Origin of the sequence: Serratia sp. CY52157 (assembly GCF_052168495.1) — a bacterium.
Classification (GTDB): domain Bacteria; phylum Pseudomonadota; class Gammaproteobacteria; order Enterobacterales; family Enterobacteriaceae; genus Serratia; species Serratia ureilytica.
The window spans coordinates 120,797-147,076 of sequence record NZ_JBJNMO010000003.1; the positions used below are offsets into that span (position 1 = coordinate 120,797).

A 26,280-nucleotide genomic window follows, 5' to 3' on the forward strand; every position below is an offset into this window, starting at 1 on the left:
TTGTTAGCGCCAGGTTTCACAGCTCTTGCTCGAACACGCCCAGGATCGCTTCATGCAGCTTCTGAGCGGTAAAGCCGCTGGACGGCGTGACGAAAATCGTGTCGTCGCCGGCGATAGTGCCAAGGATGCCCTGGGATTTGCCCAAGGAGTCAAGCAGGCGGGCGATCAGCTGTGCGGCGCCCGGACTGGTGTGGATCACCACGACGGCGTCGTTATGGTCGACGTCCAGCACCAGGTTCTTCAGCGGGCTGGTGGTGGTCGGCACGCCGAGTTCGGCAGGAAGGCAATACACCATTTCCATTTTGGCATTGCGCGTACGTACCGCACCGAACTTGGTCAGCATGCGCGATACTTTGGATTGGTTAATGTTTTCGAAGCCTTCTTCTTGCAGCGCCAAAACGATCTCGCCTTGAGAACTGAATTTTTCTTCTTTCAATAACGCTTTGAACGTCTTGATCAGATCTTCCTGTTTTGCGGGATTACGCATTTTGCACCGTGGAATGTTGATAATGGAAGTCATGATTATGCATATAGATGAATTTTTATGCAACAAAGGCCGACCCAAAGAAAATAAACATGACCGGGCGGCGAGGAAAGGGCGGCATTTTAACAAAATCCGGCCGTGATGAATATGCCCTTTTGACGTCGGAAAATCGGCCTGCGCTGGTAAATAAAATGTTATTAAAATGATGTTGTTCTGATGTTGCGTAAGGGTGTAATGTAACGGCCGGTTAACTTGCTCGTGAATAACCTCGCACTATTTTTGATTAGTGTGCGCTATGCCCTTCATGCGTAAGCGATTTAATCTAAAATGGGCGCGACAGCGGTCATTTTATTGCACCTGCAGGCAAAAATTAGCTAATTTATTGTTTTTAAAGGTGTAATAATTTAAGGTCCGTCACCAACACATTCACGGCGCTTTATATATTTAAGACAATAAAGGAGTATAGGATGAAAGTTGCAGTTCTCGGTGCTGCTGGCGGTATCGGCCAGGCCCTCGCCCTTCTACTCAAAACCCAGCTTCCTTCAGGTTCTGAACTCTCTCTCTACGACATTGCCCCCGTTACCCCAGGCGTTGCCGTCGACTTAAGCCACATCCCAACCGCAGTTAAAATCAAAGGCTTCAGCGGCGAAGACGCGACCCCGGCTCTGCAGGGTGCGGACGTGGTGCTGATTTCCGCCGGCGTGGCCCGTAAGCCAGGCATGGATCGCTCTGACCTGTTCAACGTTAACGCCGGCATCGTGCGTAACCTGATTGAGCAAGTGGCGAAAACCTGCCCGAAAGCCTGCATCGGCATCATCACCAACCCGGTTAACACCACGGTCGCCATCGCGGCGGAAGTGTTGAAAAAAGCCGGCGTTTACGACAAGAACAAACTGTTCGGCGTGACTTCGCTGGATATCATCCGTTCCAACACCTTCGTGGCCGAGCTGAAAGGCAAGCAGCCGGAAGAGCTGAACGTGCCGGTCATCGGCGGCCACTCTGGCGTGACTATCCTGCCTCTGCTGTCGCAGATCCCTGGCGTGAGCTTCACCGATCAGGAAGTGGCGGATCTGACCAAACGCATTCAGAACGCCGGCACCGAAGTGGTGGAAGCCAAAGCCGGTGGCGGGTCTGCTACGTTGTCCATGGGCCAGGCGGCCGCGCGTTTCGGTCTGTCTCTGGTGCGCGCACTGCAGGGCGAGAAAGGCGTTGTGGAATGCGCTTACGTTGAAGGCGACGGCAAATACGCTCGCTTCTTCGCACAGCCGCTGGTGCTGGGTAAAAACGGCGTTGAAGAACGCAAGGATATCGGCACGCTGAGCGCCTTCGAACAGAAAGCGCTGAATGAGATGCTGGACGTGCTGCACAAAGATATCGAACTGGGCGAGAAGTTCATCAATAACTGATCGTCGCCGATAGTCAGCCGATAAACGCCGCCGGACGCTGTTCCGGCGGTTTTTTTTTGCCCCGCGTTCACGATTTGATGCGGGCTTTTCGATCCAGCAGGCAATCGCTGTGCGGATCATAATAGCGGCTTGGCCAGATCTCCGATGGGTGGATGCCGATTGCTTCGGCGATCAGCCATTCCCCCTTCGGCCAGGGACGCGATAGCGCGTTGGCCAGCGTTGATGAGCTTAATCCGGCCTTGCGCGACACCGCCGCCAGCGTGGTGCCCTGTTTGCGTAACGCCGCGATGATATCTGCCGGATGCCAATCTGGGTTCCTTGAATTCATGTTTACATTCCTTTTCTGATTAGCCAAAGTTGCGTTAGTGGTATAACTAACGGATCAGGGTTAGGCGTTTGAACAACGTGAAACGCTTATTCGGAAACAAGAATACCATTAAATTTCCTAAAAAATACCCAAGTAATTTCCAAAAATGACTTTGCCCACTATTGCCCAGAGATGATGGCTATGAGAAACGAGTGGTTTGCCGCCAAGGAACTGACAGGCATCGCAGGATTACCTTCCTCACCACAGGGAATCAATCTGATGGCCCGGCGCGAAGGCTGGATAAGCCGCAGGCGTAAAGGCGTGCAGGGAAAAGCGTTGGAGTATCATATCGACAGCCTGCCGCCTGGCGCGCGCAACCTGCTGATGCTGAAAGAAGATGGGGCGGCGTATGACGTAGAACGCCAGGATCCGTTAGCGGTATGGATCGAGTATTACTACCATTTGACGGAGAGCGAGCGCGAGAAAATGGTGGCTTTCCTGATGCGGGAAGGGATAGGCGGCCTGCTGGCGCGCATTGACGAAGAGAACAATACCTAGACAGGCCCGCATCAGCGGGCCTGATAAGAACGTTAAGAAACTTTTGTTTCTTAAAAGTCGCGTTGCACTGCCAGATGCGCCAGGCCTTCCAGCGCCGTGCGGTGCTCCGAGGCCGGCAAGACCTGCAGCGCGGCGATCGCCTTGTCGGCTTCTTCCTCGGCGCGTTGGCGAGTGTATTCCAGCGAACCGCATTGTTGCATCGCCTGCAATACCGGCTCCAGCAGATGACGACCGTTGCCTTGCTCAATCGCGCCGCGGATCATCTCACGCTGTGCGTCGTCGCCGTTGTGCATCGCGTGCAGCAGCGGCAGGGTCGGTTTCCCTTCATTCAGATCGTCACCGGTGTTTTTGCCCAGGGTGCTGCCGTCGGCGCTGTAGTCGAGCAGATCGTCGATCAGCTGGAAAGCGGTGCCGAGGTAGCGGCCATAATCTTGCAGCGCCTTCTCTTGCTCGGCGTTGGCGCCGGACAGGATCGCCGACGATTGCGCCGCCGCCTCAAACAGACGGGCGGTTTTGCTGTAGATCACCCGCATATAGCTTTCTTCGCTGATGTCAGGATCGTGCACGTTCATCAACTGCAGCACTTCGCCTTCGGCGATGACGTTGACCGCCTCCGACATCAGCGCCAGCACGCGCAGCGATTCCAGGCTGGTCATCATCTGGAAGGCGCGGGTATAGATAAAGTCGCCGACCAGCACGCTGGCGGCGTTGCCGAACGCGGCGTTGGCGGTGGCTTTGCCGCGGCGCATGTCCGATTCGTCGACGACGTCGTCATGCAGCAGCGTGGCGGTATGGATGAATTCGATCAGGGCGGCGACGGTGACGTGCTTGTTGCCTTCATAGCCCAACGCTCGCGCCGCCAGGACGGCGATCATCGGCCGGATGCGTTTACCGCCACCGCTGATAATGTAATAGCCAAGCTGATTGATGAGCGTGACATCGGAATTCAGCTGTTCGAGAATTGTTGCGTTCACGGCCGCCATATCTTGCGCGGTTAACTCGGTAATTTGCTCTAGGTTCATTGTGTTTTTTTCAGCTGTGTTTCTCTTCACCGCGTTGAGATCGCTGCTCACATCGGTACATGGCGGTAACTGTCCCTATGATTGTACTTGAAAAACGGTTCAGATAAACGCCACGAAAGAAACTGTGTTTTTTTTCTTCTTTTTTGTACATCTGGTCTTATTCTGCTCTTGTCATGCGCCGCTTTTTTGCGTAGAATTCGCGCCCTATTGTGAATATTTATAGCGCGCTCTGAACTAACACAGTCGGGCACGCGGAAAGCGGAGTTTTATATGTACGCGGTTTTCCAAAGTGGTGGTAAACAACACCGAGTAAGCGAAGGTCAGACCGTTCGCTTGGAAAAGCTGGACATCGCAACTGGTGAAGCGGTTGAGTTTGACCAGATTCTGATGATCGCTAATGGCGAAGATATCAAAATCGGCGTTCCTTTCGTCGATGGCGGCAAGATCAAAGCTGAAGTCGTTGCTCACGGTCGTGGCGAGAAAATTAAAATTGTTAAGTTTCGTCGTCGTAAACACCACCGTAAGCAGCAGGGCCACCGTCAGTGGTTCACTGACGTTAAAATCACCGGCATCAGCGCTTAAGTTAGGAGAGCGGATTAATGGCACACAAAAAGGCTGGCGGCTCGACTCGTAACGGTCGCGATTCAGAAGCTAAACGTCTGGGCGTAAAACGCTTTGGCGGCGAAGCAGTACTGGCAGGCAGCATCATCGTTCGTCAGCGCGGCACCAAATTCCACGCTGGTACCAACGTGGGTTGCGGCAAAGACCACACTCTGTTTGCTTTGAAAGACGGTAAAGTCAAATTCGAAGTTAAAGGCCCGAGCAATCGTAAATTCATCAGCATCGAAGCTGAATAATTTTTCGAGCCTTACGAAATAGATGTAAGCCCCGCAATTCGTTGCGGGGCTTTTTACATTTATGGGTTGCCTGCGGGCAGCCCCGTCAGCGTTGGCGAAGGTAATATGGATACGAAGCAGCAGGTCGGCGTGGGTATTTCCCTGGCGTTAACCACGGCGGTTTGCTGGGGCGCGTTGCCGATCGCGATGAAAGAAGTGTTGGCGGTGATGGAGCCGTTTACCGTCGTTTGGTATCGCTTTACCATGGCCGCCATTGGTTTGGGCGTGATCCTCGCGGTGCGCGGCAAGCTGCCGCCGCTGAAGATGTTCCGTCAACCGCGTTGGCTGCTGCTGTTGGCGATCGCCACGGCGGGGCTGTTGGGCAACTTTGTGTTCTTCAGTTCCTCGCTGCAATACCTGAGCCCGACGGCGTCGCAGGTGATTGGCCAGCTGTCGCCGGTGGGCATGATGTTCGCCAGCGTGCTGATTTTAAAAGAGCGCATGCGCATCACCCAGGTCATTGGCGCCTTGATGCTGATTTGTGGACTGATGTTGTTTTTCAACGTCAGTCTGATAGAGATCTTTACCCGGCTGACGGACTACACGCTGGGCGTCATGCTGGGCGTGTGTGCGGCGATGGTCTGGGTGAGCTACGGCGTGGCGCAGAAGGTATTGCTGCGACGGCTGGCTTCGCCGCAGATCCTGGTTATGTTGTACACTTTATGTGCGATAGCGTTGTTCCCTCTGGCCAAACCCGAGGTGATTTTCCAGCTTAGCGGCTGGCAATTGGCGTGCCTGCTGTTTTGCGGCGCCAACACGTTGATCGGCTATGGCGCGCTGGCGGAAGCGATGGCGCGCTGGCAGGCGGCGCAGGTGAGTGCGTTGGTGACGCTGACCCCGCTGTTTACCCTGCTGTTTTCTGATTTATTGGCGCTGGCCTGGCCCCAGGCATTCGCCGCGCCGACGTTAAATCTCGTCGGCTATGTTGGCGCGTTTGTGGTCGTGGCGGGCGCTATGTTTTCCGCAATTGGTCACCGGTGGTGGCCGCGACGGGCAGAACCCCCCCAGGTTGCTCCTTTGAAGCAGCCCGGTGAATGATTTACGGAGACGGTAAATGAAGTTTGTAGATGAAGCAGCGATTCTGGTCGTTGCAGGCGATGGCGGCAACGGATGCGTCAGCTTCCGCCGCGAAAAATATATCCCTAACGGTGGGCCTGACGGCGGCGACGGCGGCGACGGCGGCGACGTCTACCTGCTGGCGGACGAGAACCTCAATACCCTGATCGACTACCGCTTTGAGAAGTCTTTCCGCGCCGAGCGCGGTCAGAATGGCCAGAGCCGCGACTGTACCGGTAAACGCGGTAAAGACGTCATCATCAAGGTGCCGGTCGGCACGCGCGTGAAGGATCAGGGCACCGGCGAGATCCTCGGCGACATGACCCGTCACGAGCAGAAGCTGATGGTCGCCAAAGGCGGCTGGCACGGTCTGGGTAACACCCGTTTCAAATCGTCGGTCAACCGTGCGCCGCGTCAGAAGACGCTGGGCACCGCCGGCGAAGCGCGCGATCTGTTGCTGGAGCTGTTGCTGCTGGCCGATGTGGGCATGCTGGGGCTGCCGAACGCCGGCAAATCGACCTTCATCCGCGCGGTGTCCGCCGCCAAGCCGAAGGTGGCCGATTATCCGTTTACCACGCTGGTGCCAAGCCTGGGCGTGGTGCGCATGGACCACGAGCAGAGCTTTGTGGTCGCCGACATTCCGGGGCTGATCGAGGGCGCCTCCGAAGGCGCGGGCCTGGGCATTCGCTTCCTGAAACACCTGGAGCGTTGCCGCGTGCTGTTGCACCTGGTGGACATTGCGCCGATCGACGAATCCGATCCGGTGGAAAACGCCAAAGTCATCATCAACGAGTTGAACCAATACAGCGAAAATCTGGCGCAGAAGCCACGCTGGCTGGTGTTCAACAAAATTGATGTGATTGGTGAGGAAGAAGCTGCCGAACGCGCCAAGGCGATTGTGGAAGGCATGGGCTGGGAAGGAAAGTACTACATGATCTCCGCCGCCAACCGCGAAGGCGTCAACGCGCTGTGCTGGGACGTGATGAACTTCATCAACACCCAGCCGAAAGCGATGGCGATCGAAGAAAGCGCGCCGGAAAAAGTCGAATTCATGTGGGACGACTATCACCGCGAACAGCTGGCGGAGATGGAATCGGAAGCGGATGACGACTGGGATGACGACTGGGACGAAGACGACGACGAAGGCGTCGAAATCATTTACCAGAAGTAATTCGATGATAAAGGGCTCAGCAACGCTGGGCCCTTATTATTTGAGCGCCTTTTCCGGCAGCCAACACTGGGCATTCAGGCCGCGCGCATCGCGGCGGTTTTCCAGCGTCAAGCGCCCCTGGTGCAGCTGCACGATGCGGATCACGATATTCAAGCCCAGTCCGCTGCCGCCGTAGCGTTGATCCATGCGGCGAAACGCCTGCGTCAGCTCCCCGACCATCTCTTCCTTGATCCCCGGGCCATCGTCGATGACCTGCAGCAGATAACCGCGGTCCTGCGGCGTTAACCGCACCTGTATCGCGCCGCCTTCCGGGCCGTATCGGTGGGCGTTTTCGACCAGGTTGCGCAGCAGCAGCCGCAGCAGCACCGGATCGCCATTCACCGCGGCGGCGGCCGGCAATTGCCAGGCCAGCGTTTGCCCGCGTTGGGCGGCCATTTCGTCGAGCTCTTCACGCAGCGGCTGGATCACATCGGCTACCCAATCGAAATGCTGGTAATGGCCGCTGGCAAAGTCTTGCCCGGCGCGCGACAGCATCAGCAGTTGCTCGACGGTGTACATCAGTTGATCGATGCGGGCGATCAGCGCCTGGCTGCCCTGGACGCCCTGTTTTTCCATCAGTTCCAGATGCAGGCGGATGCCGGCCAGCGGCGTGCGCAGCTCGTGGGCGGCGTCGGCGGTGAACAGGCGTTCCTGCTGAATGGTGTTGTCCAGCCGTGAGAACAGCTGATTGAGCGCATTGGTGACCGCCACCATTTCCTGGCTGTCGCTGGTGATCGGCAGCGGCGTCAGGTTATCGGCAGAGCGCTTTTCCAGCCGCTGCTGCAATTGGTTGAGCGGGCGGGTGATCCAGCTGATGGCCCAGAAAGACGCCAGCAGGGTCACGATCATCATGATCAGCGAAGGCGCCAACAGCGAGGCGATGGCCTCGGCGATCTCGGTATCGACGCGCTCGCTGCGCACTTTGGCGGACAGGGTTTCGTCCACCAGGAAGCTGATCTGTTCCTGGCTTTCGTGCCACAGCCAGAAGGCGCTGATGAGCTGCGTGACCAACAGGATCAGCGCCAACATCAGCAGCAGGCGGCGGCGCATGCTGATCATGAGGAAGGTTCCAGGCGGTAGCCGATGCCGCGCACGGTGCGGATGCGATCCTTGCCCAGTTTGCGACGCAGGTTGTGGATGTGCACTTCCAGCGTGTTGGAGCCCAGATCGTCTTGCCAGGTGTAGAGATCTTGTTGCAGGAGCTCACGGTTGACCGTCTGCCCGGCACGCATGATCAGGCGCGACAGAATGGCGAACTCTTTTGGCGTGACCTCCACCGGTTGTTGCTGCAGGTAGACCTGCTGGCTGGAGAGGTTCAACTGCAGGTCATCCACCTGCATCAGATTGTCGCTGTGGCCCTGGTAGCGCCGCAGGAGGGCGCGCACGCGCGCCTGCAGCTCAACCAGCGCGAAGGGTTTGACCAGATAGTCGTCGGCGCCGGCGTCCAGCCCGTCGACGCGATCTTCCAGGGCGTCGCGGGCGGTCAGGATCAGCACCGGCAGATCGATCTGCTGGCGGCGCCACTGCCGCAGCAGCGCCGCGCCGTCCATATCCGGCAGGCCGAGATCCAGGATCACCATGCTGTATTGGCTGGTGATGAGCAGGCTGTTGGCCTCCGCCGCCGTGGCGGCACAGTCGCAGACGTAACCCTCGCCGGTCAGCGCCAACGCCAGCCCCTGTTGCAGCAGTTCATCATCTTCAACGACCAGCAGCTTCATGACGACCCTCAGTTGTTTTGGTAAATATCCCGATACAGGCGGCTTTCGAAGCGCACCAGCGGCGCGCGGCGCTGTTTCTGATCTTCCGGCGGCACGGCGTAGCCGGAGAGATACTGCACGAAGGCCATGCGCTGGCCGCTGGCTGTCGTGATGAAGCCCGCCAGGTTGTAGACGCCCTGCAGCGCGCCGGTCTTGGCCGATACCTTGCCGTCGACGCCGGCTTCATGCAGGCCGCCGCGGTAGCGCAGGGTGCCGTCATAGCCGGACAGCGGCAGCATCGAGATAAAGTTCAGCTCGTTGTCGTGCTGCGCGATGTACTGCAGCGCCTGCATCATGGTCGCCGGGGCCAGCAGGTTGTGGCGCGACAGGCCGGAACCGTCGGCGATGATGGTATTGCCCAGATCGATGCCGGCCTTTTGGCGCAGCACCTGGCGCACTGCATCGGAGCCCGCTCGCCAGGTGCCTGGCACGCCGAAGCGCTCATGGCCGATGGTGCGGAAGACGGTATCGGCAATCATGTTGTCCGACTTCTTCAGCATGATCTTCAACAGATCGTGCAGCGGTGCCGACTGGGTTTGCGCGATCACCGTGCCGGTAATGCCGGGACGCGTCTGGCGTTTCAAATGCCCGTCGATCTGGATGCCGGCCTGCGTCAGCTCGTCTTTCAAGATGGCGCCCGCATAGCTGGCGCCGTCCTGGATGGCGAAGGCCAGCGGCAACGGCTCGCTGCGCTGCGTCAGGCAGCCGGTCAGGGTAAAGCGGTTCAGCTCGCCCGGCACCACGTCCAGCTCGCAGTACTGCGCGTCTGCCGAGCCGCGCGCCAGGGTGCGCACCTGGCTAAACATATTAACCGGATAATAGGAGGCGACGCGGATAAACGCCATGTCGCCCGGATTCGGCGCGCTGTACAGCGAGACCGAGAAACAGTTGCGATCGACGATGGCGGCGGCCGGCGGCGCGCTGAAGCACTGCGTCAGATCGTTCCACGGCCAACCGGGCGCTTTGTCATGGCTGGCGAAGACCGAGGTATCGACTAGCACGTCGCCGCTGATTTGGCGCACGCCTTGCTTTTTCAGGACGGCCACCATATTGCGCAGGCTCTGGCGTTTGAAGGTCGGATCGCCGCTGAAGCGAGCGATCAGGTTGCCGCGCAGCACGCCGTCGCGGATATCGCCCTGGCTCTCCAGCGTGGTGGTGAAACGGTAATCGGGCCCGAGTTGCAGCAATGCCGCCAGCGCCGTCAGCACTTTTTGGGTACTGGCCGGCAGCGCCATTTGCTGAGAGTGGTAATCGATCGTCGGCGAGCCGGCGCCGATCTTCTGAACGACCAGGGCAAGGTTGGCCCCATCAGGCAGATATTGTGTGTACTCTTCAACCGGGGCCGCATTCGCATTCAGAACAAATGCGCAAGCCAATGCACTGACAATTCGTGAAAAACGCATAATCTCGGGATAACAGCTGGATAACGTGCCGTCATACTACGGTGCAATCAGGGAAAAAGTAAACGATGACCCTCAAGGAACTCTAGGCTAAAATGCGTATCAAAATGCAAAACCGATCTTGGCTTGGGCTCCGTTCCGAGTCAGGTTTCTTTTGTTTGTCGCCTGGAGGCGGGGGGCGGTATGCCAACCGTGTTTTCATACGAATACGTCAGGATGACGGTTATTTGAACAGGAAAGATTTAGAGGTATTTATACGATGAACCAAATTCCGATGACCTTGTTTGGCGCTGAAAAACTGCGCGAAGAGCTCGAATATCTGAAAAGCGTGCGCCGCCCGAAAATCATTGCGGATATCGCTGAAGCGCGTGAACACGGCGACTTGAAAGAAAATGCCGAGTACCATGCCGCCCGCGAACAGCAGGGTTTCTGTGAAGGCCGCATTCAAGAAATCGAAGCCAAGCTGTCCAATGCTCAGGTGATCGACATCACCAAGATGCCGAACACCGGTCGGGTGATCTTCGGCGCCACCGTATCGGTGATGAATCTGGACAGCGAAGAAGAAGTGACTTACCGCATCGTTGGCGACGATGAGGCCGATTTCAAGAAAAATCTGATTTCGGTAAACTCGCCGATGGCGCGCGGCCTGATCGGCAAAGAGCAAGACGATGTGGTGGTGATCAAAACCCCAGGCGGCGACGTGGAATACGAGATCCTGAAGGTCGAGTATCTCTGATCGGGACCGTTGGTCATTAATGCGCCAACGTTTTGTAAAGATAGGAAAAAGGCCGCAAGCGGCCTTTTATCTTGGTCAGGCGCATGGCACCTTTTCGTTAACCTGATGGTTATTAACGCGGTAGACTGATCTTGCGCTCTTTCGACGGGCGGTAAAGAATAAGCGTACTGCCGATAACTTGCACATTGCAGGCGCCCGTTTCACGCACGATAGCGTCGGCGATCAGGGTCTTGGTTTCGCGATCTTCAGCGGCGATTTTTACCTTGATCAGCTCATGATGCTCCAGAGCCTGTTCAATTTCAGCCAGCACCCCTTCGGTAAGACCGTTATTGCCCAGCATCACCACCGGTTTTAACGGATGCGCCAGGCCTTTCAGGTGCTGTTTTTGTTTATTATTCAGATTCATTGTCTTTTTTGCTTAAGTTGGGATTGAAAACGGTACATTCTACCGCCATCTCATGTATATCACCAAATCGGTCTTCACCGGTGTGAGTCTACGTGAGCAGCGACCCTGACATAAGACTCTTTTTATGATAGTTGGAAAACGAGATGGCTAATAAAAAGCGTTCGGCTAGCTCCAGTCGCTGGTTACAAGAACACTTTAGCGATAAATATGTACAGCAGGCGCAGAAAAAGGGACTGCGTTCCCGTGCCTGGTTTAAACTTGATGAAATACAGCAGAGCGACAAACTGTTCAAACCGGGCATGACCGTGGTTGATCTGGGCGCCGCACCGGGCGGCTGGTCGCAGTATGTGGTCACCCAAATCGGCGGTACCGGGCGCATCATCGCCTGTGATATTTTGCCAATGGATCCTATCGTTGGCGTCGATTTCCTTCAGGGCGATTTTCGTGATGAACTGGTGCTGAAGGCACTGTTGGAACGAGTAGGCGAGAGTAAGGTTCAGGTGGTCATGTCCGATATGGCCCCGAATATGAGTGGCACCCCGGCGGTCGATATTCCAAGGTCGATGTATCTGGTGGAGTTGGCGCTGGATATGTGTCGTGATGTCCTCGCACCAGGCGGAAGTTTCCTGGTGAAGGTGTTCCAGGGAGATGGCTTTGACGAGTACCTACGGGAAATTCGCTCCCTGTTTACGAAGGTTAAGATTCGTAAGCCAGACGCTTCCCGCGCCCGTTCGCGCGAAGTGTACATTGTAGCGACAGGGCGCAAACTGTAGTACCCTAACGCTGTTTGTTAACACAGTTGTAAGATGAGGTTAATCCCTTGAGTGACATGGCGAAAAACCTAATTCTCTGGTTAGTCATCGCGGTAGTGTTGATGTCTGTATTCCAGAGCTTTGGGCCCAGCGAGTCGAATGGCCGTAGGGTGGATTACTCTACCTTCATGTCCGAACTGACCCAGGACCAGGTTCGCGAAGCGCGAATCAACGGACGTGAAATTAACGTTACCAAGAAAGACAGTAACAAATACACGACCTACATCCCTGTCAACGATCCTAAGTTGCTGGATACGTTGTTAACGAAGAATGTGAAAGTTGTCGGCGAGCCGCCTGAAGAGCCGAGCCTGCTGGCTTCTATCTTTATCTCTTGGTTCCCGATGCTGTTGCTGATCGGGGTCTGGATCTTCTTTATGCGGCAAATGCAGGGCGGCGGCGGCAAGGGCGCGATGTCCTTCGGCAAGAGCAAGGCCCGCATGCTGACGGAAGACCAGATCAAGACCACTTTCGCCGATGTCGCCGGGTGTGACGAAGCGAAAGAAGAGGTGAGCGAACTGGTGGAATACCTGCGCGAACCGAGCCGTTTCCAGAAGCTGGGCGGCAAGATCCCGAAAGGCGTGCTGATGGTTGGCCCGCCGGGGACCGGTAAAACGCTGTTGGCGAAAGCGATCGCCGGCGAAGCGAAGGTACCGTTCTTCACCATTTCCGGTTCCGACTTCGTCGAAATGTTCGTCGGCGTGGGTGCATCCCGCGTGCGCGACATGTTCGAACAAGCGAAGAAAGCCGCGCCGTGCATCATCTTCATCGATGAAATCGACGCCGTCGGTCGCCAGCGTGGCGCAGGCCTGGGTGGCGGTCACGATGAGCGTGAGCAGACCCTGAACCAGATGCTGGTTGAGATGGACGGTTTCGAAGGCAACGAGGGCATCATCGTCATCGCGGCCACCAACCGTCCGGACGTGCTTGACCCCGCGCTGCTGCGCCCGGGCCGTTTCGACCGTCAGGTCGTGGTCGGGCTGCCGGACGTGCGTGGCCGCGAGCAGATCCTGAAGGTGCACATGCGCCGCGTGCCGTTGGCGGCCGACATCGACGCCTCCGTCATTGCGCGCGGTACGCCGGGCTTCTCCGGTGCCGACCTGGCCAACCTGGTCAACGAAGCGGCGCTGTTCGCCGCCCGCGGCAACAAGCGCGTGGTGTCGATGGTGGAGTTCGAGAAAGCCAAAGACAAGATCATGATGGGTGCGGAACGCCGCTCCATGGTGATGACTGAAGCGCAGAAAGAGTCGACCGCGTATCACGAAGCGGGCCACGCCATCATTGGCCGCCTGGTTCCTGAACACGATCCGGTGCACAAGGTCACCATCATTCCTCGTGGTCGGGCGCTCGGCGTGACCTTCTTCCTGCCGGAAGGGGATGCGATCAGCGCCAGCCGTCAGAAGCTGGAGAGCCAAATCTCCACCCTGTACGGCGGTCGTCTGGCGGAAGAGATCATCTACGGGCCGGAAAAAGTCTCTACCGGTGCGTCGAACGATATCAAAGTGGCGACCTCCATCGCCCGCAACATGGTGACCCAATGGGGCTTCTCCGAGAAGCTGGGGCCGCTGCTGTATGCGGAAGAAGAGGGCGAAGTGTTCCTGGGCCGTTCCGTGGCCAAGGCGAAGCACATGTCGGATGAAACCGCGCGTATCATCGACCAGGAAGTGAAGTCGCTGATCGAACGCAACTACACGCGTGCTCGCTCGCTGCTGATGGAAAACATGGACATCCTGCACTCGATGAAGGATGCGTTGATGAAGTATGAAACCATCGATGCGCCGCAGATCGACGATCTGATGAACCGCAAAGACGTGCGTCCGCCGGCGGGCTGGGACGATGCGAACAAAGGCAACAGCTCCGACAACGGTGGCACCCCGAAAGCCCCGACGCCGGTAGATGAGCCGCGCACCCCAACGCCGGGCAACACCATGTCCGAACAGCTCGACAAGTAACAGCGGCTGTGTAATAACATCAAACCCCGGCATGCCGGGGTTTTTTTTTGCCCGGCGGGCAGTGAACCAGGCAACAGTAAGGTGGACCAACCATGCAGTTAACCGTGCGCGACATGACGCTCAATCTCTCCCATCCGCAGGTGATGGGCATCCTCAACGTGACGCCGGATTCGTTTTCCGACGGCGGCCGCCACAACACCCTGAACCAAGCGCTGGTGCATGCGCATGCGCTGATTTCGGCCGGCGCCACGATGATTGATATCGGCGGCGAATCGACAAGGCCGGGGGCGGCGGAAGTGAGCGAAGAGGAGGAGCTTGAGCGGGTCGTGCCGGTGGTGGAAGCGCTGGCGCAGCGCTTTGAAGTCTTTATCTCGGTCGATACCTCGAAAGCGGGTGTGATCCGCGAATCGGCGCACGCCGGTGCACACTTGATCAACGACATCCGTTCGCTGCAGGAGCCGGGCGCCCTGGCGGCGGCGGCGGAAAGCGGTTTGCCGGTCTGCCTGATGCACATGCAGGGGCAGCCGCGCACCATGCAGCAGGCGCCGCACTACGACGATCTGATCGCCGACGTGCAGACGTTTTTCGAGCACCATATCCGGCGCTGTAACGAGGCGGGGATAACAAATCAGAAATTGCTGCTCGACCCAGGCTTCGGTTTCGGTAAAAATTTGTCGCACAACTATCAGCTTCTGGCCCGGTTGTCGGAATTTCATCGTTTCGGTTTGCCGCTGTTGGTCGGCATGTCGCGCAAATCGATGATTGGACAACTGCTGAACGTGCCGCCGGATCAACGGGTTATCGGCAGCGTGGCCTGCGCGGTGATCGCGGCGATGCAGGGTGCGCAGATTGTCAGAGTGCATGACGTTAAAGAAACCGTCGAGGCGATGCGTGTCGTCGAGGCAACACTTTCAGCTAAGGGACAGTAGAGACATGAGCGAGCGCAAATATTTTGGCACCGACGGCATCCGTGGCAAGGTCGGGGACAGCCCCATCACGCCTGACTTCGTGCTGAAGCTGGGCTGGGCGGCCGGTAAAGTGCTGGCGCGTCACGGTTCCCGCAAGATCATCATCGGTAAGGATACGCGCATCTCCGGATATATGCTGGAGTCCGCTCTGGAAGCCGGCCTGGCGGCCGCCGGATTGTCCGCCTCCTTCACCGGGCCGATGCCCACGCCGGCGGTGGCCTACCTGACGCGCACCTTCCGCGCGGAAGCGGGCATTGTCATCTCCGCTTCGCACAACCCGTTCTATGACAACGGCATCAAGTTCTTCTCGATCGACGGCGCCAAATTGCCGGACAACGTCGAAGAGGCGATCGAAGCCGAGATGGAAAAACCGCTGACCTGCGTGGAGTCCGCCGAGCTGGGTAAAGCCAGCCGCATCATCGACGCCGCCGGCCGCTATATCGAATTCTGCAAAGGCACCTTCCCGAGCGAGCTGAGCCTGAAGGGGCTGAAAATCGTGGTTGACTGCGCCAACGGCGCGACTTACCACATCGCGCCGAGCGTGCTGCGCGAGTTGGGCGCCACGGTGATCGCCATCGGCGTTGAGCCGGACGGGATGAACATCAACGAAAAATGCGGCGCTACCGATGTGCGTCAGCTGCAAGAGCGCGTACTGAAGGAAAAAGCGCACGTCGGCCTGGCGTTCGACGGCGACGGCGACCGCGTGATGATGGTGGATCACCTGGGCAACAAGGTGGACGGCGACCAGATCCTGTACATCATCGCCCGTGAAGGCCTGCGTCAGGGCCAGCTGCGCGGCGGCGCGGTCGGCACCCTGATGAGCAATATGGGGTTGGAGCTGGCGCTGAAACAGCTGGGCATTCCGTTCGCTCGCGCCAAAGTGGGCGACCGCTACGTGCTGGAGAAGCTGCAGGAGTTGGGCTGGCGCATCGGCGCGGAAAACTCCGGCCATGTGATCCTGCTGGACAAAACCACCACCGGCGACGGCATCGTGGCCGGGCTGCAGGTGCTGACCGCCATGGTGCGCAACCACATGAGCCTGCATGACCTGTGCAGCGGCATGAAGCTGCTGCCGCAGGTCCTGGTCAACGTGCGCTTCGCCGGCGAGCACAATCCGCTGGAGTCCGACGCGGTGCGCAAAGTCACCGAGCAGGTGGAGGCCGAGCTGGCCGGCCGCGGCCGGGTGCTGCTGCGCAAATCGGGCACCGAGCCGCTGATCCGCGTGATGGTGGAAGGCGAAGACGAGCAGCAGGTGACCGCGCTGGCGCATCGCATCGCCGACGCGGTGAAATCCGCAGGTTAAAACAGACAGTTAGCCGCCGGGCTTGGCATCGCTGAGCCCGAACAGGCGATTGTTGGCGTTTTTTTCCGCAAACGCGCCGGCGGCTGCAAATTGCCCTTGCGCGGGTTAGCGGCTTTGGTTAGTATTCACACCCGCTTCAGTAGGCAGTTTATAAAAAACGCCTGCTTGATGAGTGTGAAGCATTTGGCATGCGGTAAGGCCGCAAGGATACGGGTACTACTATGTACGAAGCTCTTCTGGTAATTTTCCTGCTGATCTCAATCGGGCTGGTTGCTCTGATTATGTTGCAGCAAGGTAAAGGCGCTGATATGGGAGCCTCTTTCGGAGCAGGTGCATCAGGCACATTGTTCGGTTCGAGTGGTTCCGGTAACTTTATGACCCGCATGACTGCTGTGCTGGCGACGTTGTTCTTCGTCATCAGTCTGATTCTGGGCAACCTCAGCAGCAACCAGAGCAAGAAAGGCAGCGAGTGGGAAAACCTGGGTCAGCCAGTGAAAACTGAGCAGACGACCGCGCCGGCGGCACCAGCCAAGCCGAGCAGCGATATCCCGCAGTAAGCCGTAACAAAGTTTGAAAACGGTGGTTGTGAACTCGAAAGAACAACGGCCGTTAGCAGTAAGAATCAGTACCGAGGTGGTGGAATTGGTAGACACGCTACCTTGAGGTGGTAGTGCCCTAACGGGCTTGTGGGTTCGAGTCCCATCCTCGGTACCAAATCCCAGAGATAACTTGCAATTTTGCGATTATCGGCGTAGTATTTGCCACGTTTTCGGACGCGGGGTGGAGCAGCCTGGTAGCTCGTCGGGCTCATAACCCGAAGGTCGTCGGTTCAAATCCGGCCCCCGCAACCACTTTCCTTTAAGTGTTTATTTTCAAATACACTTTTCGATTGAAACCCGCTTTTCTCGATCAACATTTGAAAATGACACTTGCTCGAAAGTTGTACCGAGGCCGCCTAGCGGCAAACAGGGTCCAGTTGCATAAAGCCCCGATTTTTCGGGGTTTTTTGTTATTTGGCAACAGAATCACTGGGCTATTTAGCCCTTTTTTTATGTCTTGGGGGTGGGCTTGTCCACATTAGAGCAAAAGTTAACAGAGATGCTTTCGGCACCGGTAGAAGCGTTGGGCTTTGAGCTTGTAGGCATCGAATTCATTCGTGCGCGCCAATCGACGCTCCGCATCTATATTGATAGTGATAACGGCATCAATGTTGATGATTGCGCTGATGTCAGCCACCAGGTCAGCGCTGTATTGGACGTCGAAGATCCAATCACGGTCGCTTACAACTTGGAAGTCTCCTCTCCTGGCCTTGATCGCCCGATGTTCACCGCAGAACACTATACGCGTTACCTCGGTGAAGAAGTCAGCCTGGTCCTGCGCATGGCGGTACAGAACCGTCGCAAGTGGCAGGGTATTATCAAGTCTGTCGAAGGCGAGATGATCACGGTTACTGTGGAAGGGAAAGATGAAGTGTTCGCGCTGAGCAACATCCAGAAAGCGAACCTGGTACCCCACTTTTAAAGTTTGGAAGAGGCAACTAGGATGAACAAAGAGATTCTGGCTGTTGTTGAAGCAGTTTCCAATGAAAAATCCCTTCCGCGCGAGAAGATTTTCGAAGCGCTGGAAACTGCATTAGCCACCGCAACCAAGAAAAAATACGAGCAGGAAATCGACGTGCGCGTCAGCATTGACCGCAGAACCGGCGATTTCGATACCTTCCGCCGTTGGGTCGCCGTAGACGAAGTGACTCAGCCGACGCGTGAAATCACGCTGGAAGCCGCTCAGTTTGAAGATCCGAGCATCGAGCTCGGCGGATACGTCGAAGATCAGATCGAATCCGTGACCTTCGACCGCATCACCACCCAAACCGCCAAGCAGGTTATCGTGCAGAAAGTGCGCGAGGCCGAGCGCGCGATGGTGGTCGACGCTTTCCGTGAACACGAAGGTGAGATCGTCACCGGCGTGGTGAAGAAAGTGAACCGTGACAGCATCGCGCTTGATCTGGGCAACAACGCCGAAGCGGTCATTGGCCGTGAAGACATGCTGCCGCGCGAAAACTTCCGTCCGGGCGACCGCATTCGCGGCGTATTGTATGCCGTACGTCCCGAAGCTCGCGGCGCGCAGCTGTTCGTCAGCCGTTCCAGCCCGGAAATGCTGAAAGAGCTGTTCCGCATCGAAGTGCCGGAAATCGGCGAAGAAGTGATCGAGATTAAAGCGGCAGCCCGCGATCCAGGCTCCCGTGCGAAAATTGCAGTGAAAACCAACGACAAGCGCATCGATCCGGTCGGCGCCTGCGTAGGTATGCGCGGTGCGCGTGTTCAGGCCGTGTCGAGCGAGCTCGGCGGCGAACGCATCGATATCATCCTGTGGGATGATAATCCTGCGCAATTCGTCATCAACGCCATGGCGCCGGCCGACGTCGCGTCGATCGTGGTAGACGAAGATAACTGCACCATGGATATCGCCGTTGAAGCCAGCAACCTGGCGCAGGCGATCGGCCGTAACGGCCAAAACGTGCGTTTGGCTTCCCAACTGCTGAAACAACACCGCGGCGACGATCGTTGGGAACTGAACGTGATGACGGCGGACGACCTGCAGGCCAAGCACCAGGCCGAGGCTCATGCCGCTATTGATACCTTCACCAAGTATCTTGATATCGACGAAGATTTCGCCACCGTACTGGTTGAAGAAGGCTTCTCCACGCTGGAAGAGCTGGCCTACGTGCCGATCAAAGAGCTGTTGGAAATCGACGGTCTGGATGAAGATACGGTTGAAGCATTGCGCGAACGCGCCAAAGCTGCATTGACCACGCTGGCCCTGGCACAAGAAGAAAGCCTGGGCGACAACAAACCGGCCGACGATTTGCTCAACCTGCCGGGTCTTGAGCGCAGCATGGCCTTTAAACTGGCCGCGCGTGGGGTTTGTACGCTGGAAGATCTTGCCGAGCAGGGTGTTGACGATCTGGCTGATATTGAAGGGCTTAGCGATGAGCAAGCCGGCGAGCTGATCATGGCTGCACGCAATATCTGTTGGTTTGGCGACAACGCGTAATAACTGTAGCAGGAAGGAACAGCATGACGACAGATGTAACCGTAAAATCGCTGGCAGCAGAGATTCAGACTCCGGTTGATCGCCTGGTACAGCAGTTTGCTGATGCAGGGATCAACAAGTCCGAGTCGGACTCTGTTACCCAGCAAGAAAAAGAAACATTACTGGCGCACCTGAACCGTGAACACGGCAGCGCGCCGGGTAAACTCACTTTGCAGCGCAAAACGCGCAGCACCTTGAATATCCCGAGCACCGGCGGTAAAAGTAAATCGGTGCAAATTGAGGTCCGCAAGAAACGCACTTATGTAAATCGCGATACGCAGGAAGCCCAGTTGGCTGAAGCGGCAGAGCAGGCACAGCGTGAAGCGGAAGAGCAGGCACGGCGCGAAGCGGAAGAGCTCGCAAAACGCGAAGCGGAAGCGAAGCGCGCAGCCGAAGAGCAAGCCAAACGTGAGGCCGCGGAGATTGCTAAGCGTAATTCAGCGGAAAAAGAAAAAGTGACCAATCAACATACCGACGAAATGACCAAGCCAGCTCAGGCGGAAAAAGCACGCCGTGAAGCCGAAGCCGCTGAACTGAAACGTAAAGCGGAAGAGGAAGTGCGCCGCAAGGTTGAAGAGGAAGCCAAGCGCGTGGCGGAAGAAGCCCGTCGCATGGCCGAAGAGAACGGCGAGAAGTGGGCCCAGGCCGACGCGGCTAGCGCTGCGGTTGAAAGCGCCGACTATCACGTGACCACCTCTCAGCACGCCCGTGCCGCTGAAGACGAAAACGACGCCAAAGTTGAAGGCGATCGTCGCAGCCGCACCCGCGGCGGCAAAGCCACCAAGCAGAAGAAAGGCAACAAGCTGTCCGAATCCAAAGCGGATCGTGAAGAAGCGCGTGCCGTTACCCGTGGCGGCAAAGGCGGCAAACGCAAGCCTAGCGCTCTGCAGCAGGGCTTCAACAAGCCGGCGCAGGTGGTTAACCGTGACGTGGTGATCGGTGAAACCATCACCGTGGCCGAGCTGGCCAACAAGATGGCGGTCAAAGGTTCTCAGGTCATCAAAGTGATGATGAAACTGGGCGCCATGGCCACCATTAACCAGGTTATCGACCAGGAAACCGCACAGCTGGTTGCCGAAGAGATGGGCCACAAAGTTATCCTGCGTCGTGAAAACGAGCTGGAAGAAGCGCTGATGAGCGATCGTGATACGGGCGCTGCGGCCGAGCCGCGCGCGCCGGTCGTGACCATCATGGGCCACGTTGACCACGGTAAAACCTCTCTGCTGGACTACATCCGCTCCACCAAAGTGGCGGCGGGCGAAGCCGGCGGCATTACCCAGCACATCGGTGCCTACCACGTAGAAACCGAGAACGGCATGATCACCTTCCTGGACACCCCGGGCCACGCCGCGTTTACCTCGATGCGTGCTCGCGGTGCTCAGGCGACTGACATCGTGGTTCTGGTGGTGGCGGCCGATGACGGCGTGATGCCACAAACCATCGAAGCTATCCAGCACGCGAAAGCGGCGCAGGTGCCATTGGTGGTTGCGGTGAACAAAATCGACAAACCGGAAGCCGATCCGGACCGCGTTAAGCAGGAACTGTCTCAGTACGGCGTTATGCCGGAAGAGTGGGGCGGCGAAGCGCAGTTCGTTCACGTGTCCGCGAAAGCCGGTACCGGTATCGACGAGCTGCTGCAGGCCATCCTGCTGCAGGCCGAAGTTCTGGAGCTGAAAGCGGTTCGCAGCGGCATGGCGAGCGGCGTAGTGATCGAGTCCTTCCTGGATAAAGGCCGTGGCCCGGTTGCTACCGTGCTGGTTCAGGAAGGTACGCTGAACAAGGGCGATATCGTCCTGTGCGGCTTCGAATACGGCCGCGTGCGTGCGATGCGTGACGAGCTGGGTCGTGAAGTGACCTCCGCCGGTCCGTCTATCCCTGTGGAAATCCTGGGTCTGTCCAGCGTGCCTGCAGCGGGTGACGAAGCGACCGTGGTGCGTGACGAGAAGAAAGCGCGTGAAGTGGCGCTGTACCGTCAGGGCAAGTTCCGCGAAGTCAAACTGGCGCGTCAGCAGAAGTCCAAGCTGGAAAACATGTTCGCCAATATGACCGACGGCGAAGTGTCCGAGCTGAACATCGTGCTGAAATCCGACGTACAGGGTTCTTGCGAAGCGATCAGCGACTCGCTGCTGAAACTCTCCACCGACGAAGTGAAGGTGAAGATTGTCGGCTCCGGCGTAGGTGGGATCACCGAAACCGACGCGACGCTGGCTGCGGCTTCCAACGCCATCATCCTGGGCTTCAACGTGCGTGCCGACGCTTCTGCGCGCCGCGTGATCGAAGCGGAAAGCCTGGATCTGCGTTACTACTCCGTGATCTATAACCTGATCGACGAAGTGAAGCAGGCGATGAGCGGTATGCTGGCGCCGGAATACAAGCAGCAGATCATCGGCCTGGCCGAAGTGCGCGACGTGTTCAAATCGCCTAAGTTCGGCGCTATCGCCGGCTGTATGGTTACCGAAGGGACCATCAAGCGTCACAACCCAATCCGCGTACTGCGCGACAACGTGGTTATCTATGAAGGCGAGCTGGAATCCCTGCGTCGCTTCAAAGATGACGTTAACGAAGTCCGTAACGGCATGGAATGTGGTATCGGCGTTAAGAACTATAACGACGTGCGCGTCGGCGACATGATCGAAGTGTTCGAAATCATTGAGATCCAACGCACCATCGCTTAACGATTGCACATCTGCTTATATCTGTTTACGGGGGGCCTTTGTGCCCCCCGATTTGTCTGGAGAATCCAAAATGGCAAAAGAATTCAGCCGCGGTCAACGCGTGGCGCAAGAGATGCAGAAAGAGATTGCGATCATTCTGCAGCGTGAAGTGAAAGATCCGCGCGTCGGCATGGCGACCGTTTCCGGCGTGGAAGTGTCCCGCGACCTGGCGTATGCCAAGGTTTACGTCACCTTCCTGAACGTGCTGACCGAGAACCACGATCCGGATCTGGTCACCAACGGCATCAAAGCGTTGCAGGACGCTTCCGGCTATATCCGCACCCTGCTGGGCAAAGCGATGCGCCTGCGCGTGGTGCCGGAGCTGACCTTCGCTTACGACAACTCCCTGGTGGAAGGCATGCGCATGTCCAACCTGGTGACCAACGTGGTGAAGAACGACGCAGAGCGCCGTTCCGCCTCAGGCGATGACAAGGAGGATTAATGAGTCGCCCTCGTCGCCGCGGCCGTGACATCCACGGCGTGCTGTTGCTGGACAAGCCGCAGGGGTTGTCGTCCAACGATGCGCTGCAAAAAGTAAAACGTCTGTACAACGCCAACCGAGCGGGCCATACCGGCGCGCTCGATCCGTTGGCGACCGGCATGCTGCCTATCTGCCTGGGCGAAGCGACCAAGTTTTCGCAATACCTGCTCGATTCCGACAAGCGCTATCGGGTGATCGCCAAGCTGGGGCAGCGTACCGATACCTCCGACGCCGACGGGCAGATCGTGCAGGAACGCCCGGTGAACTTCACCCAGGCGCAGCTCGACGCGGCGCTGGACACCTTCCGCGGCGACATCCAGCAGGTGCCGTCGATGTATTCGGCTCTGAAATACCAGGGCAAGAAACTCTACGAGTATGCGCGCCAGGGCATCGAAGTGCCGCGCGAAGCGCGCAGCATTACGGTGTACGAGCTGCAGTTTATCCGCTGGGAAGGGGATGAACTCGAGCTGGAGATTCACTGCTCAAAAGGCACCTACATCCGCACCATTACCGACGATCTCGGCGAGCTGCTGGGCTGCGGCGCGCACGTGATCTATCTGCGCCGCCTGCAGGTGGCGACTTATCCCATCGCGCGCATGGTGACGCTGGAACAGCTGAACGCCTTGGTGGCGCAGGCGCAGGAACAAGCGATCGCGCCCGGCGAGCTGCTCGATCCGCTACTGATGCCGATGGACAGCCCGGTTGAGAACTATCCGGAAGTGAATTTGCTGCCGGTGGTGGCGGGTTACGTCAAGCAGGGGCAACCGGTGCAAGTGGCCGGCGCGCCGGCATCCGGCCTGGTGCGTATCACCGAGGGTGAAGAGCGAAAATTCATCGGCGTTGGCGACATCGCCGAGGATGGTCGCGTGGCGCCGCGCCGCCTGGTGGTTGAGCATTTCGACTGACGGCGGGGCACTGCGTCGCCTTGCGATCGCACTGCGCTAAGAGTAGAATGGCGCAGCTTATGCATTGGGTTGCTGAATTAGAGATCGGCGCCTGTTTTTATTATCTATAATCTGGAGTATTACAATGTCTCTAAGTGTTGAAGCTAAAGCTCAAATCGTAGCTGATTTCGGTCGTGGTACTAACGACAGCGGTTCTACCGAAGTTCAGGTTGCCCTGCTGACTGCGCAGATCAACCATCTGCAAGGCCACTTCTCCGAGCACAAAAAAGATCACCACAGCCGTCGTGGTCTGCTGCGTATGGTTTCTCAGCGTCGTAAGCTGCTGGACTACCTGAAGCGTAAAGATGTAGCACGTTACACCAGCCTGATCGAGCGTCTGGGTCTGCGTCGCTAATCTAGCAAGTTTCAGTGGAAAGGGGCCTATTTTGGCCCCTTTCTTCTAGGAAGCATAAGCAAATCAGGTTAATGTATTACTGATGTTTCCAAACAGGTTCTTCCGTTACAGAGGTTCGCGCGGCTAATGAGAGGCTTTATCTCCCGCCTGAGATAAGGATTGTCATTAGTCGCGAGGATGTAGTGAGAAGGCAAATCGAGTCACAGGCGTGTCGAGTCGTCAATGCGATTGCGCGCCGTTAATCAAGGATATAATTTTGCTGACACCGATCATTCGCAAATTCCAGTATGGCCAGCATACCGTCACCATCGAAACCGGTATGATGGCGCGTCAGGCCACCGCCGCCGTTATGGTGAGCATGGATGACACCGCCGTATTCGTTACCGTCGTTGGCCAGAAAAAAGCCAAGCCGGGCCAGAGCTTCTTCCCGCTGACCGTTAACTACCAAGAGCGTACCTACGCCGCCGGCCGTATCCCGGGCAGCTTCTTCCGTCGCGAAGGCCGTCCGAGCGAAGGCGAGACCCTGACTTCCCGTCTGATCGACCGCCCGATCCGTCCACTGTTCCCGGACAGCTTCCTGAACGAAGTTCAGGTGATCGCGACCGTGGTTTCCGTTAACCCGCAGGTGAACCCGGACATCGTTGCGATGATCGGTGCCTCTGCCGCCCTGAGCCTGTCCGGTATTCCGTTCAACGGCCCAATCGGCGCCGCGCGCGTAGGTTACATCAACGATCAGTACGTACTGAACCCGACGACCGACGAACTGAAAGAAAGCCGTCTGGATCTGGTGGTTGCCGGTACCGCCGGCGCGGTGCTGATGGTGGAATCCGAAGCTGACGTGCTGAGCGAAGATCAGATGCTGGGCGCCGTGGTGTTCGGCCACGACCAGCAGCAAGTGGTTATCGAAAACATCAACGCGCTGGTTGCCGAAGCCGGCAAGCCGAAGTGGGATTGGCAGGCGCCTGCGGTCAACGAAGCGCTGCACGCGCGCGTGGCTGAACTGGCCGAAGCTCGCCTGGGCGACGCTTACCACATTACCGAAAAACAAGAGCGTTACGCTCAGGTTGACGCGATCAAAGACAGCGTGGTTGAAACCCTGCTGGCGCAGGACGAAACGCTGGACGCCGGCGAAATCCAGGACATCCTGGGCACCGTCGAGAAGAACGTGGTGCGCAGCCGCGTACTGCGTGGCGAGCCGCGTATCGACGGCCGTGAAAAAGACATGATCCGTGGCCTGGACGTGCGCACCGGCGTACTGCCGCGCACCCACGGTTCTGCGCTGTTCACCCGTGGCGAAACTCAGGCGCTGGTTACCGCGACCCTGGGCACCGCGCGCGACGCACAGAACCTGGACGAGCTGATGGGCGAGAAGACCGACAGCTTCCTGTTCCACTACAACTTCCCTCCGTACTCCGTAGGCGAAACCGGCATGGTCGGTTCTCCTAAGCGTCGTGAAATCGGTCACGGTCGCCTGGCGAAACGCGGCGTATTGGCTATGATGCCTAAACCGGAAGATTTCCCGTACACGGTTCGCGTGGTGTCTGAAATCACCGAGTCCAACGGTTCTTCTTCCATGGCTTCCGTGTGCGGCGCGTCTCTGGCGCTGATGGACGCCGGCGTGCCAATCAAGGCTGCCGTTGCGGGTATCGCGATGGGCCTGGTGAAAGAAGCCGACAACTATGTGGTTCTGTCCGACATTCTGGGTGACGAAGATCACCTGGGCGACATGGACTTCAAAGTGGCCGGTAGCCGCGACGGTATCACCGCGCTGCAGATGGACATCAAAATCGAAGGCATCACCCGCGAAATCATGCAGGTGGCTCTGAACCAGGCCAAGGGCGCGCGTCTGCACATCCTGGGCGTAATGGAACAGGCTATCAGCACTCCGCGCGGTGATATCTCCGAATTCGCACCGCGTATTCATACTATCCGCATCAACCCGGATAAAATCAAAGACGTGATCGGTAAGGGCGGTTCCGTTATCCGCGCGCTGACCGAAGAGACTGGCACTACCATCGAAATTGAAGATGATGGTACAGTTAAAATCGCTGCGACCGACGGTGAGAAAGCGAAATTCGCTATTCGTCGCATCGAAGAGATCACGGCAGAGATCGAAGTGGGCCGTATCTACCAGGGTAAAGTGACCCGTATCGTTGATTTCGGCGCATTCGTCGCTATCGGCGGTGGTAAAGAAGGCCTGGTGCACATTTCTCAGATCGCCGACAAGCGCGTTGAGAAAGTGACCGACTATCTGCAGATGGGTCAGGAAGTGCCGGTTAAGGTACTGGAAGTTGACCGTCAGGGCCGCGTGCGTCTGAGCATCAAAGAAGCGATGGCGCCGGAAGCAGGTTCACCTGCGCCTGAAGCAGAATAATTGTATAGATAGTTTTACAGCTCCCCGCCACGGGGTTGGGAGCTGTTCGTAT

The 26,280-nt window shown here is 57.5% G+C and carries 26 protein-coding genes and 2 tRNA genes; 21 read left to right on the forward strand and 7 right to left on the reverse strand.

The window, feature by feature from the left end:
* Positions 1–16: 16 nt before the first annotated feature.
* Positions 17–487, reverse strand: coding sequence for a transcriptional regulator ArgR (gene argR, locus ACJ8IP_RS14430; protein WP_016929335.1), 471 nt, complete (start codon positions 485–487; stop codon positions 17–19).
* A gap of 464 nt (positions 488–951) precedes the next feature.
* On the opposite strand from argR, the gene mdh reads away from it, so the two are divergent.
* Positions 952–1,890, forward strand: coding sequence for a malate dehydrogenase (gene mdh / locus ACJ8IP_RS14435; RefSeq protein ID WP_033636811.1), 939 nt, complete (start codon positions 952–954; stop codon positions 1,888–1,890).
* A gap of 67 nt (positions 1,891–1,957) precedes the next feature.
* Here the strand turns inward: mdh and ACJ8IP_RS14440 are convergent, their stop codons facing one another.
* Positions 1,958–2,218: a helix-turn-helix domain-containing protein gene (locus ACJ8IP_RS14440; protein WP_004933567.1), complete on the reverse strand. Its 261-nt coding sequence runs from the start codon at positions 2,216–2,218 to the stop codon at positions 1,958–1,960.
* Between the two features lie 180 nt (positions 2,219–2,398).
* On the opposite strand from ACJ8IP_RS14440, the gene ACJ8IP_RS14445 reads away from it, so the two are divergent.
* Entirely contained in the window at positions 2,399–2,755 is a 357-nt protein-coding gene (locus tag ACJ8IP_RS14445; RefSeq protein ID WP_164106790.1) for a DNA-binding protein, read from the forward strand.
* A 50-nt stretch (positions 2,756–2,805) separates the two neighbouring features.
* Here ACJ8IP_RS14445 and ispB read toward each other — a convergent pair whose 3' ends face one another.
* On the reverse strand, positions 2,806–3,777 hold the full coding sequence (ispB, locus tag ACJ8IP_RS14450) for an octaprenyl diphosphate synthase (protein ID WP_033641648.1): 972 nt from the start codon (positions 3,775–3,777) through the stop codon (positions 2,806–2,808).
* A 270-nt stretch (positions 3,778–4,047) separates the two neighbouring features.
* Between ispB and rplU the strand changes: the two genes are divergently transcribed.
* The 4 genes from rplU (at position 4,048) to cgtA (ending at position 6,900) form a co-directional block, all read left to right on the forward strand.
* Positions 4,048–4,359, forward strand: coding sequence for a 50S ribosomal protein L21 (gene rplU / locus ACJ8IP_RS14455; protein WP_004933561.1), 312 nt, complete (start codon positions 4,048–4,050; stop codon positions 4,357–4,359).
* Positions 4,360–4,376: 17 nt separating this feature from the next.
* Positions 4,377–4,634, forward strand: a complete 258-nt coding sequence (gene rpmA, locus ACJ8IP_RS14460) for a 50S ribosomal protein L27 (protein ID WP_004933559.1) — start codon at positions 4,377–4,379, stop codon at positions 4,632–4,634.
* Between the two features lie 105 nt (positions 4,635–4,739).
* Positions 4,740–5,711, forward strand: a complete 972-nt coding sequence (locus ACJ8IP_RS14465) for a DMT family transporter (protein ID WP_033651479.1) — start codon at positions 4,740–4,742, stop codon at positions 5,709–5,711.
* Positions 5,712–5,727: 16 nt separating this feature from the next.
* Positions 5,728–6,900 carry an Obg family GTPase CgtA gene (gene cgtA, locus ACJ8IP_RS14470; protein ID WP_033641651.1) on the forward strand — a complete coding sequence of 391 codons (1,173 nt, stop codon included), beginning with the start codon at positions 5,728–5,730 and terminating at the stop codon, positions 6,898–6,900.
* Between the two features lie 36 nt (positions 6,901–6,936).
* Here the strand turns inward: cgtA and pmrB are convergent, their stop codons facing one another.
* Genes pmrB through dacB form a run of 3 tightly spaced genes read right to left on the reverse strand, consistent with a single transcriptional unit; the run spans position 6,937 to position 10,099 of the window.
* Positions 6,937–7,998 (reverse strand): two-component system sensor histidine kinase PmrB, encoded by a 1,062-nt coding sequence (gene pmrB / locus ACJ8IP_RS14475; RefSeq protein WP_442524435.1) that lies wholly within the window; start codon positions 7,996–7,998, stop codon positions 6,937–6,939.
* Positions 7,995–8,657 carry a two-component system response regulator PmrA gene (gene pmrA, locus ACJ8IP_RS14480; RefSeq protein WP_033641655.1) on the reverse strand — a complete coding sequence of 221 codons (663 nt, stop codon included), beginning with the start codon at positions 8,655–8,657 and terminating at the stop codon, positions 7,995–7,997. The genes pmrB and pmrA overlap by 4 nt, the downstream gene beginning before the upstream one ends.
* 8 nt (positions 8,658–8,665) lie before the next feature.
* Entirely contained in the window at positions 8,666–10,099 is a 1,434-nt protein-coding gene (gene dacB / locus ACJ8IP_RS14485) for a serine-type D-Ala-D-Ala carboxypeptidase (RefSeq protein ID WP_025159591.1), read from the reverse strand.
* A gap of 256 nt (positions 10,100–10,355) precedes the next feature.
* On the opposite strand from dacB, the gene greA reads away from it, so the two are divergent.
* Complete coding sequence (gene greA, locus ACJ8IP_RS14490) at positions 10,356–10,832, forward strand: transcription elongation factor GreA (RefSeq protein ID WP_004933539.1); 477 nt, start codon at positions 10,356–10,358, stop codon at positions 10,830–10,832.
* Between the two features lie 112 nt (positions 10,833–10,944).
* Here greA and yhbY read toward each other — a convergent pair whose 3' ends face one another.
* On the reverse strand, positions 10,945–11,238 hold the full coding sequence (gene yhbY, locus ACJ8IP_RS14495) for a ribosome assembly RNA-binding protein YhbY (RefSeq protein ID WP_004933536.1): 294 nt from the start codon (positions 11,236–11,238) through the stop codon (positions 10,945–10,947).
* A 143-nt stretch (positions 11,239–11,381) separates the two neighbouring features.
* On the opposite strand from yhbY, the gene rlmE reads away from it, so the two are divergent.
* The 14 genes from rlmE to pnp all read left to right on the forward strand — a co-directional run bounded on the left by rlmE (position 11,382) and on the right by pnp (position 26,228).
* Positions 11,382–12,011: a 23S rRNA (uridine(2552)-2'-O)-methyltransferase RlmE gene (gene rlmE / locus ACJ8IP_RS14500; protein ID WP_004933533.1), complete on the forward strand. Its 630-nt coding sequence runs from the start codon at positions 11,382–11,384 to the stop codon at positions 12,009–12,011.
* Positions 12,012–12,067: 56 nt separating this feature from the next.
* Complete coding sequence (gene ftsH, locus ACJ8IP_RS14505) at positions 12,068–13,999, forward strand: ATP-dependent zinc metalloprotease FtsH (RefSeq protein ID WP_004933529.1); 1,932 nt, start codon at positions 12,068–12,070, stop codon at positions 13,997–13,999.
* A 92-nt stretch (positions 14,000–14,091) separates the two neighbouring features.
* Positions 14,092–14,928, forward strand: a complete 837-nt coding sequence (gene folP, locus ACJ8IP_RS14510) for a dihydropteroate synthase (protein WP_033651477.1) — start codon at positions 14,092–14,094, stop codon at positions 14,926–14,928.
* Between the two features lie 4 nt (positions 14,929–14,932).
* Positions 14,933–16,270, forward strand: coding sequence for a phosphoglucosamine mutase (glmM, locus tag ACJ8IP_RS14515; RefSeq protein ID WP_164106796.1), 1,338 nt, complete (start codon positions 14,933–14,935; stop codon positions 16,268–16,270).
* A gap of 221 nt (positions 16,271–16,491) precedes the next feature.
* Entirely contained in the window at positions 16,492–16,827 is a 336-nt protein-coding gene (gene secG, locus ACJ8IP_RS14520) for a preprotein translocase subunit SecG (protein ID WP_004933519.1), read from the forward strand.
* A gap of 70 nt (positions 16,828–16,897) precedes the next feature.
* Positions 16,898–16,984 (forward strand) — tRNA-Leu (locus tag ACJ8IP_RS14525).
* 60 nt (positions 16,985–17,044) lie between these two features.
* A tRNA-Met gene (locus tag ACJ8IP_RS14530) sits at positions 17,045–17,121 on the forward strand.
* A gap of 217 nt (positions 17,122–17,338) precedes the next feature.
* Complete coding sequence (rimP, locus tag ACJ8IP_RS14535) at positions 17,339–17,791, forward strand: ribosome maturation factor RimP (protein ID WP_033644179.1); 453 nt, start codon at positions 17,339–17,341, stop codon at positions 17,789–17,791.
* Between the two features lie 21 nt (positions 17,792–17,812).
* On the forward strand, positions 17,813–19,321 hold the full coding sequence (gene nusA, locus ACJ8IP_RS14540; protein ID WP_004933514.1) for a transcription termination factor NusA: 1,509 nt from the start codon (positions 17,813–17,815) through the stop codon (positions 19,319–19,321).
* A 23-nt stretch (positions 19,322–19,344) separates the two neighbouring features.
* Positions 19,345–22,035 (forward strand): translation initiation factor IF-2, encoded by a 2,691-nt coding sequence (gene infB / locus ACJ8IP_RS14545; protein ID WP_019453339.1) that lies wholly within the window; start codon positions 19,345–19,347, stop codon positions 22,033–22,035.
* Positions 22,036–22,105: 70 nt separating this feature from the next.
* Entirely contained in the window at positions 22,106–22,516 is a 411-nt protein-coding gene (rbfA, locus tag ACJ8IP_RS14550; RefSeq protein ID WP_004933508.1) for a 30S ribosome-binding factor RbfA, read from the forward strand.
* Entirely contained in the window at positions 22,516–23,460 is a 945-nt protein-coding gene (gene truB, locus ACJ8IP_RS14555) for a tRNA pseudouridine(55) synthase TruB (protein WP_033641660.1), read from the forward strand. Before rbfA ends, truB begins: the two co-directional genes overlap by 1 nt.
* A 124-nt stretch (positions 23,461–23,584) precedes the next feature.
* The gene (gene rpsO / locus ACJ8IP_RS14560) at positions 23,585–23,854 is read left to right on the forward strand and encodes a 30S ribosomal protein S15 (RefSeq protein ID WP_004933502.1); all 270 of its coding nucleotides are present in this window, start codon (positions 23,585–23,587) and stop codon (positions 23,852–23,854) included.
* 256 nt (positions 23,855–24,110) lie between these two features.
* Positions 24,111–26,228, forward strand: coding sequence for a polyribonucleotide nucleotidyltransferase (pnp, locus tag ACJ8IP_RS14565; RefSeq protein WP_016929321.1), 2,118 nt, complete (start codon positions 24,111–24,113; stop codon positions 26,226–26,228).
* Positions 26,229–26,280: the final 52 nt, after the last annotated feature.